The 7,633-nt window shown below is 68.3% G+C and carries 5 protein-coding genes and 2 pseudogenes; 6 read left to right on the top strand and 1 reads right to left on the bottom strand.

The genetic code is table 11. The features are described from left to right. From D0Z06_RS24825 to D0Z06_RS24845, 5 genes and pseudogenes are all read left to right on the top strand, one after another. Positions 1–107 (top strand): annotated as a pseudogene (locus D0Z06_RS24825) (IS5/IS1182 family transposase); the annotation flags it as partial. Between the two features lie 474 nt (positions 108–581). After that, positions 582–1,262, top strand: a complete 681-nt coding sequence (locus D0Z06_RS24830; RefSeq protein ID WP_117380220.1) for a nucleoside/nucleotide kinase family protein — start codon at positions 582–584, stop codon at positions 1,260–1,262. Then, positions 1,259–2,233, top strand: a complete 975-nt coding sequence (locus tag D0Z06_RS24835; RefSeq protein WP_117380221.1) for a hydroxyacid dehydrogenase — start codon at positions 1,259–1,261, stop codon at positions 2,231–2,233. The genes D0Z06_RS24830 and D0Z06_RS24835 overlap by 4 nt, the downstream gene beginning before the upstream one ends. Before the next feature lie 51 nt (positions 2,234–2,284). Further along, on the top strand, positions 2,285–3,181 hold the full coding sequence (locus D0Z06_RS24840) for an isocitrate lyase/phosphoenolpyruvate mutase family protein (protein ID WP_158580091.1): 897 nt from the start codon (positions 2,285–2,287) through the stop codon (positions 3,179–3,181). Beyond that, entirely contained in the window at positions 3,178–4,488 is a 1,311-nt protein-coding gene (locus tag D0Z06_RS24845) for a carboxylate--amine ligase (RefSeq protein ID WP_199522536.1), read from the top strand. Before D0Z06_RS24840 ends, D0Z06_RS24845 begins: the two co-directional genes overlap by 4 nt. 302 nt (positions 4,489–4,790) lie before the next feature. On the opposite strand, the gene D0Z06_RS24850 is transcribed toward D0Z06_RS24845, so the two are convergent. After that, complete coding sequence (locus tag D0Z06_RS24850; RefSeq protein WP_117380223.1) at positions 4,791–6,539, bottom strand: CBM96 family carbohydrate-binding protein; 1,749 nt, start codon at positions 6,537–6,539, stop codon at positions 4,791–4,793. A 751-nt stretch (positions 6,540–7,290) separates the two neighbouring features. Between D0Z06_RS24850 and D0Z06_RS24855 the strand changes: the two are divergent. Beyond that, positions 7,291–7,633, top strand: a pseudogene (locus D0Z06_RS24855) (transposase); the annotation flags it as partial.

The following is a 7,633-nucleotide window of genomic DNA, read 5'->3' on the forward strand; positions in this document are numbered from 1 at the left end:
CCTACCTCGCCCTGGCCGCGGCCATCGTCACCGTCCGTGCGCTGTGTCGGGCCGCCTGGCTGCTCTACCGCTGGGACACCCGACCACGATCACGACGCATCCGATGACCTACTGGCGGGGGCTCTAAGTCACCGGCATTGCCGCGAGGGGGTCAGTTTTCAGGCGCCGCCGACAGCGGCGCGGGCATCTCTTGCCTGCGCTCCATCCGGACACCCCGGGGGAGAAGGCATCGAGGTGTGCAACGGCCTAGACGGCGCCTCGGCCAGCGCCTACTGTCCCCCGAACCTGAACCGTGCCGGATGCCTCGCTCGGGGGCGCTGCTGGACAGGTACGACCGAGGACGTCGACGGCAGGAGGCGACGCCAGCGCGTGATCGGGTTGGCGGCCGCGCCTCCCGGACCGGCAGAGCAAGGTCGGCGATCGCGACCTGACGGCACGTCTCGACCACCCTGGGGAGGCCCGATGCAGTACGCGCAGCGCTGCACCCCGGTCCGCGACCACATCGGGCCGTGCCACGACGGGTCCCGCCATGTGCTCACCGGGGCGTTCGCAGCGGCCACGGTAGAGGCGAACGTCCGCAGATGATCAGTGTGGCGCTCATCGGGCCTGACGGTGCCGGCAAGAGCTCGATCAGCCAGTTGCTCGAGCAGGAGTCGATGTCGGCCCCGATCAGGCGGGTCTACATGGGCGTCAACCTCCAGGCAAGCGGGCTGATGCTCCCCACAACCAGGATGGCCCTCGCTCTCAAGCGAGCCCGGGGCCGGCATTCCGACATGGTGGCGCCCTCGGTCCCGTTCACCAGCACGACGAGGGGGCTGGGCCGACGCGCGGTCAAGGCGTGCGGGCAGACCGTCCGGATGCTGATGTGGATGGCCGAGGAGTGGTTCAGGCAGTTGGTCGCCCTCCACCACCGGAGGCGGGGGGCGATCGTGGTGTTCGACCGGCACTTCTACGCGGACTACTACCACTTCGACGTGGCCGGGGACCGTCGGTCTCTGACGTCCCGCGTCCACGGCTATGTCCTCGAGAACCTGTACCCCAAGCCGGACCTGGTGATCTGCCTTGATGCGCCCGGCCGCATCCTGTTCGAGCGCAAGCACGAAGCGAGCCCTGACTGGCTCGAGGCGCGTCGTCAGCAGTACTTGCAACTGGTGGACGCCTTCCCCGAGTTCGTGGTGGTCGATGCCGATCGCCCGCTGGACGTCGTCACACGTGACGTGGCGAACGTGGTCAACGAGTACGTCGAGAAGAGGCGCAGGTGAAGATCCTCATCGCCAGTTCCATCGACCCATCGGCGATCGAGGCCCTCGAACGGGACCACGACGTGGTCCGGGCGTTCAATGCGCCCGAGGAGCGGCTCGTGGAGCTGATTCGTGACCGTGAGGTGGTGGTCTTCCGCAGCGGGGTAACAGTATCGGCGGCGGTGCTCGACCACGCCCCGAACCTCACCCTCCTGGTTCGGGCAGGTTCCGGCCTCGACAACGTCGACGTGGCGCACGCCACCGACCGTGGCGTCCAGGTCGTGCGCGTGCCCGGTTCGTCCGCGCAACCCGTCGCCGAGCTGACCTTTGCCTTGTTGTTGAGCCTCGTGCGGAACGTGACCCTCGCCGACCGCCTGCTGCGCGACGGCCACTGGCCGAAGGCTGACCTCGGTGGGCCGCTGCTGGCCGGTAAGACCCTGGGGATCGCGGGTGCGGGTCGCATCGGCAGCCGAGTCGGTGCGATGGCTGCCGCCTGGGGCATGCGCGTTCTCGGTTGCGTGGCCGACGCCAATCCTGGCGTCGCCACCTCCTTGGCGAGCGCAGGTATCGCATTGACCGACTTCGACACGGTGGTGACGGAATCTGATTTCCTCTGCCTGCACGTCCCCCTCGACGAGCGCACGCAGCACATGGTCGACGCATCGGTGCTCGCCCGCATGAAGCGGGGATCCTTCCTGGTCAACATGGCCCGAGGAGGTGTCGTCGACGAAGAGGCGCTGCTCGAGGCGCTGACGAAGGGACGGACCCTGCTCGGGGCAGCGCTCGACGTCCACGAGAAGGAGGGGGAAGGGGTCATGTCCCCTCTTCGAGCCCTCCCGAACGTCGTCCTCACGCCGCACATCGGTGCTATGGCGTGGGATGCGCAGCGTCTCATCGGCGAGCGGGTCGTCGAGCTCGTCCGGGCCGCCGAACGAGGCTGCCTCGACGAGTTGGTGCAGCCCGACGAGCAGGTCCGCCAGGTCGCACAGTGACCAGCCTGCATCGGCATTCCTCGGACGACCAAGACTAGGGAGTTTGACGTGATGGGAAGCAGCCGGGCCGAGAAGAAGCGCGCCGCGATGCGAGCCGGCCTCGCGGCGGAACGACCCTACGTCGCGGTGGGGGCGCACGACGCCATGAGCTCACAACTCATCGAGTCCTACGGCTTCGACGCGGTGTGGGTGAGCGGCTTCGGGGTGGCCACGATGACCCACGCCTTGCCCGACCTGAATCTGACGACCATGACCGAGACGCTGCGGGCCTCGGTTCTGATCGACGGGGCCACCACGCTGCCGGTGCTCGCTGACTGCGACAACGGTTTCGGCGGCCTGTCGAACGTCGTGCGTACGTTGATCGAGTTCGAACGCAGCGGTATCGCCGGCATCTGCGTCGAGGACAACCTGTTCCCCAAGAGAAACAGCCTCTACACGGGCGAGGCGAAGCGTGAGCTGCTGCCTGTGGAGGAGCAGGCCCGGCGGATCCGTGCGGCCAAGGCGGCACAGGAGACGGCCACCTTCGTCCTGGTCGCGCGGGTGGAGGCGCTCATCGCCGGTCATGGGGTCGAAGCGGCCTGCCAGAGGGCCGACGCCTACGCCGAGGCCGGCGCGGATGCGATCCTCATCCACTCGAAGGACAAGTCGCTGGGCGAGATCGAAGGGTTCCTGGACCGGTGGAGCGGCCGCGGCGAGATCCCCCTGGTGGCGGTGCCGACCCTCTTCCCCGATTACACGGACCAGGAACTGTACGACAAGGGCTTCCAGATGATCATCCTGGCCAACCACCCCATGCGGGCGGCCGTCCGGGCCATGGAGGACGTGCTCGACACGCTGAGTGTCCAGCGCAAGGCGGCCGCCGTGGACCCTCACATCGCGACGGTCGACCACATCTTCGACCTCGTGCGCACCAAGGAGGCCATCGCACTGGAGGAGTCCGGAGGATGAGGCTCGAGGGCCGGCGCGTGCGCTTAGATCGGCCGGCAGGTCCGCCCGCTGTCGTGGTGGGACTGGACAACTTCACCGGCCTGCAGACGGCACGCCTGCTCGCCGAGCGCGGTGTGCCGGTGATCGGCCTGGTCACCGATCCCCGGCACTACGCCTGTCGTACGCGCGCCTGTGTGGAGGTGGTGCAGGCCGATCTGCTCGGGGAGTCCTTCGTCGATGAGCTGGTGAACCTCGGCCGCGGGCTGGATGAGCGTGCTGTGCTGTTTCCCTGCACGGACCTGACGGTGCTACTCGTCTCGCAGCATCGTGAGCGTCTGGCCCCATGGTTCCGCATGGCCCTTCCGGACCACGACGTCGTCGAGACACTGATGGACAAGATCGGCTTCTTGCGCCATGCGAAGGAGCGTCGGATTCCCATCCCGGACACGGTGATCGTCGAGGATCGCGCCGGCGCCGAACGCGCTGCACGTGAGCTGGCCTACCCGGTCGTCCTGAAACCTCCCATCAAGTCGGCCACCTGGCAGGCCCGCACCAGCAGGAAGGTCTTCCTGGTCCGCGACGCCCGAGAACTGCTCGAGGTGTACGAGCGGATCGCGCCCTGGGCGGAACAGCTCATCGCTCAGGAGTGGATCGACGGCGGAGCCGAGGCGCTGTACTCCTGCAACTCCTACTACGACCGGGCGTCCAGGCCCCTCGTCACCTTTGTCGCCCGCAAGCTGAGGCAGTGGCCGCCTCACACCGGAACCAGCAGTCTGGGTGAGGAGTGCCGCAATGACGAGGTCCTCGACATCTCCTACCGGGTGTTCGGCGGCATCGGCTACCACGGACTCGCCTACGTGGAGGTCAAGCGTGACGTGAACACCGGCCGCCACGTGGTCATCGAGCCGAACGTGGGGCGGCCGACCGGACGATCGGCCATCGCCGAGGGCGGAGGCGTGGCGCTGCTGTACACCGCCTACTGCGACATGGTCGGTCTCCCGCTGCCCGAGAACAGGGAGCAGCGCTACATCGGGGCGAAGTGGATAGATGACATCCGGGACGCGCAATCCGCCTTCGTCCTGATGCGGCGCCGCGAACTCACACCGGTGGACTGGATCCGGTCCCTCCGTGGTGCCAGGTCGCACGCTGTGCTGTCGCGGTCGGACCCGGGACCGTTCTTCCACGACGTGCTGCAATCGACTCGTAAGGCCGTCATCATGGGCGCCACAGCGGTCAGGTCGAGACCGGGTCGGCGTCGCGTTCCGGACACTGACGGTTCTCCCGCGGTCGCCGCCACCGCAGGTCGAGGAACTGCATCGCCTTCTTGAGCTCGTTCAGGTCTTCCTGCAGTCGACGCCCGCCGTCCCCGGTCGTGGAGATCGACCCGAGCGGTCCTGAGCGCCGCCGTCCTCACCACAAGCGGCCGCCAGCGGTGCTGGCACGGACGACGGCGCGTCCTGCCGGCTGAGCGTGACGAGATCCCTGTCCGACCTGTGGTCGGACAGGGATCTCGTCCGGCGAGACGGCGAAGCGGAAGCCAGCTGTCGCCGAAACCCTAGCTGCTCACCCTCACCTCACCGTCGAAAACGGGTCTTCGATCAGGTCCCCTCGGCCGCAGGGCGACCGGTGGTCAACCGTCCCAACCTGGGCTCAGGTACTCCATGTCGTCCCACGTCACGCACGGGGCGAGCGCGTCCTCGGTCAGTCCCGGGAACGTCGTCCCCTGCTGGGCCTTGAGGGTCGAGCCCGAGCCCGAGTTGTCGCCGAGGTAGGCGCCGTAGTGCTGGAGTGTGCGGGCGAGAACCAGGCCCGGACCGGTGCAACCTGCTGGCGGCGTCCACGACGCCTTGACCCTGAGGCGCTGCCCCTCGGCGCCGTAGCCAGACTTGTCCTTCTCGTAGCCAGTCATCGGGTGCGCGAAGCCGGCGGCGCTGTCGGTCTCCATGGCGAACATGTGGAGGACGTGGCCGAGAGTGCCTCCGTTCGCACCGTTCATGGCCGCGTGCAGGAGGTCGTCCCGGATCACCATGGCGTCGGGGATGGCCCCGCGAGATCGGGCGTTGAGCGTGGAGTCCGACTGCGGGTTCCGTCGGTCCAAGCCGTTCGAGTCGTGCTGGAAGACACCGGCGTGGCCAACTGCCACGACGTTCCCGGAGTGCGCCGAGGCACCCCATGCCCAGACCGAGAAGCCTTCGGGCATGTGCCCGTTGCCGCACCTGTCGATCACGACGAGAGGCGAGTCGCTGGTACCCGTGAGGTCAGCGGTCCAGCCGGCGGGCGCATGGAAGCCCTCTGTCCGCAGCCAATCCAGGTGAGCGGGAACCGTGCCACCGGAGAGAGTCCACACCGGATCGCTGCAGGTGCCCAACGCGTAGGGCGTACCCCAAGCATTGCTGCCGACGCCGTTGATCCGCGGGTAGGGCCTCGGCTCCTGGTTCGTGTGAAGGGCGATGCCCCGCTCCGAGTCCGCGGCGGTGGGCGCATCCGCCGGCAGCGTGCGGCGGAAGAACGAGTCAGCGTCGTACGCGATGAAGGGGTTGTGGCTGGCGCCGGATGATGGCGGGGGCGGGGAAGGCGTACCGCTGGGCGTCGTTGCGTCCTCGGTCGTCGCCGGGGTCCCGCTGGCGCTCGTGCTGCTGTCCGACGTCCCGTCGCCCGCGCCGCCGTCCGTGGTGGGAGTCGTGGTCTCGGTCGCAGGGCTGGTTGTCGCGGGGCTGCTTGTCGCAGGGGCGGCTGCTGTGTCTTCCGTGGTGGGTGCGGCCGTCGGGCTGTCGGAGGGGGGTGTCTCGTCCGCAATCCCGTCGGTGTCGGGCGCATCCCCAGTCGTCTCACCGTAGTGGACCACGAGCTCGGGTCGCTTCGACGCCGTGACGTTCTCCCGGGTAGCGATGACGTTGTCGCCACCGGTGGTCGTCCGCACCACGGCGAACGAGACCGTCCCGTTGCCAGACACCGGAACGGTGAAGGTAGCCGAGGCCCCGCTCCCGACCAGCTGGGTGTCGATCCTCGCTCCCAGGGCCGGGCGCGAGTTGTACGTCGTCGTCTCGGTCCAGTTGTTCCCGACTAGGTGCAGGTCGACGACCTGGGCCGTCTGCGCCGCGACCCCGGTGAGGGTCAGGGTTGCACTATTGATGGGCGCGCCCGCAGGGATGTCGGACACATGGAATTTGAAGTAGCCAATGCGGCGGGGGTTGTCATCAACTCGCGCGTTTCCCCACTGCGTGCCGTAGGACGCGTCAGGCTGAGCTGCCGTGACGAAGGTGTCCGCTACGGGGGTGAAATGCGAAGATCCGGCCGCGCCCGCCGGCGTGGCGAGGAAGAGAACGACGGCGATGACCGCAACGAGGGCAGCACACAGCCCCCGGACTGGTCCGGGCATGGTATTTCTCCTTGAGGGGTGGTCGAGCCCCGACGGCCGTCCTGCCGATGAGGCCGCCACCTGAGGTGAATTCGGGTCGGGTGTCCGGCTTCTTCCGAGCTGTACGCGCGGACAACCCTGACGTGCGGGGATTTCTCCTTCCTTCGCTGGGAGAGGCGGGAACGGCGTCTACGGCCAGCGCTGCACCAGGCGAGGGGTCTCGCAGGTGACGGCTCCCGCGCCGCACGTCGGCGTCCGGGCCCGGAGCCTTCGTCACGGCGAGTAATGACAGCGTGACGCTACTCAGAGTGTTAGGTCATGTGCAAACCGCCAGGCCAGCGTGCGTGTTAGGTCGAAGGAGTCGAGGCTTCCTGGCAACGGGCTCTGCGGCTGAGGGAGTGAGCCAGGGGTGGGACCGGCGTTCGTCCTGGGTTGCCGAGGTGGGCCGAGCCGCGATCGAGCGGCTGACGGTTGCGTCTCCTAACTTGCTGGACGTCACCGCCGGAAGAGACGAGGGGCCAGGGCGATGCGGAGTTCGGGCTGTGGCCCCGGGTGGGGTCGTACGCCCTACCACCTGCCGGCCGGCACGGCAGCCCAGCAGTCGCTGTCCCGGCGGATGCTGGGCGAGTCGGTGGGCGCATGGGCGACCGGTCCGGCCGGTCAGGGAATTGTCTCGCCCCGGGTCTGATGGAGGCTCTCAACCCACGTGAGGATGAGAGTCATGGCGGCACCGAGGAAGTACCCCGACGAGCTGCGGGAGCGGGCGACCCGGATGGCGGTCGACGCCCGGCGTGACCCGGCCACCCGGTCCGGGGCGTTGAAGCGGATCGGCGAGCAGCTGGGCATCAACCCCGAGACGCTGCGCAACTGGGTCATCCAGGCCGAGGTCGACGAGGGCCACCGGCCGGGCACCACGACCGATGACGCCACCCGGCTGGCCGAGCTGGAGCGGGAGAACCGGGAGCTGCGCCGGGCGAACGCGATCCTCAAGAGCGCGTCGGCTTTCTTCGCGGCGGAGCTCGACCGCCCGTCTCGCTGATCGTCGCCTTCATCGATCAGCACAAGCTCGTGCACGGGGTCGAGCCGATCTGCCGTGTCCTCACCGAGGCCGGCGT

The organism is Geodermatophilus marinus, assembly GCF_003428645.1.
Lineage (GTDB): Bacteria > Actinomycetota > Actinomycetes > Mycobacteriales > Geodermatophilaceae > Geodermatophilus.

Coding starts and splice junctions, on each gene's coding strand:
- D0Z06_RS24830 (WP_117380220.1), top strand. CDS start 582: ATGATCAGTGTGGCGCTCATCGGGCCTGACGGTGCCGGCAAGAGCTCG.
- D0Z06_RS24840 (WP_158580091.1), top strand. CDS start 2,285: ATGGGAAGCAGCCGGGCCGAGAAGAAGCGCGCCGCGATGCGAGCCGGC.
- D0Z06_RS24845 (WP_199522536.1), top strand. CDS start 3,178: ATGAGGCTCGAGGGCCGGCGCGTGCGCTTAGATCGGCCGGCAGGTCCG.
- D0Z06_RS24850 (WP_117380223.1), bottom strand. CDS start 6,539: ATGCCCGGACCAGTCCGGGGGCTGTGTGCTGCCCTCGTTGCGGTCATC.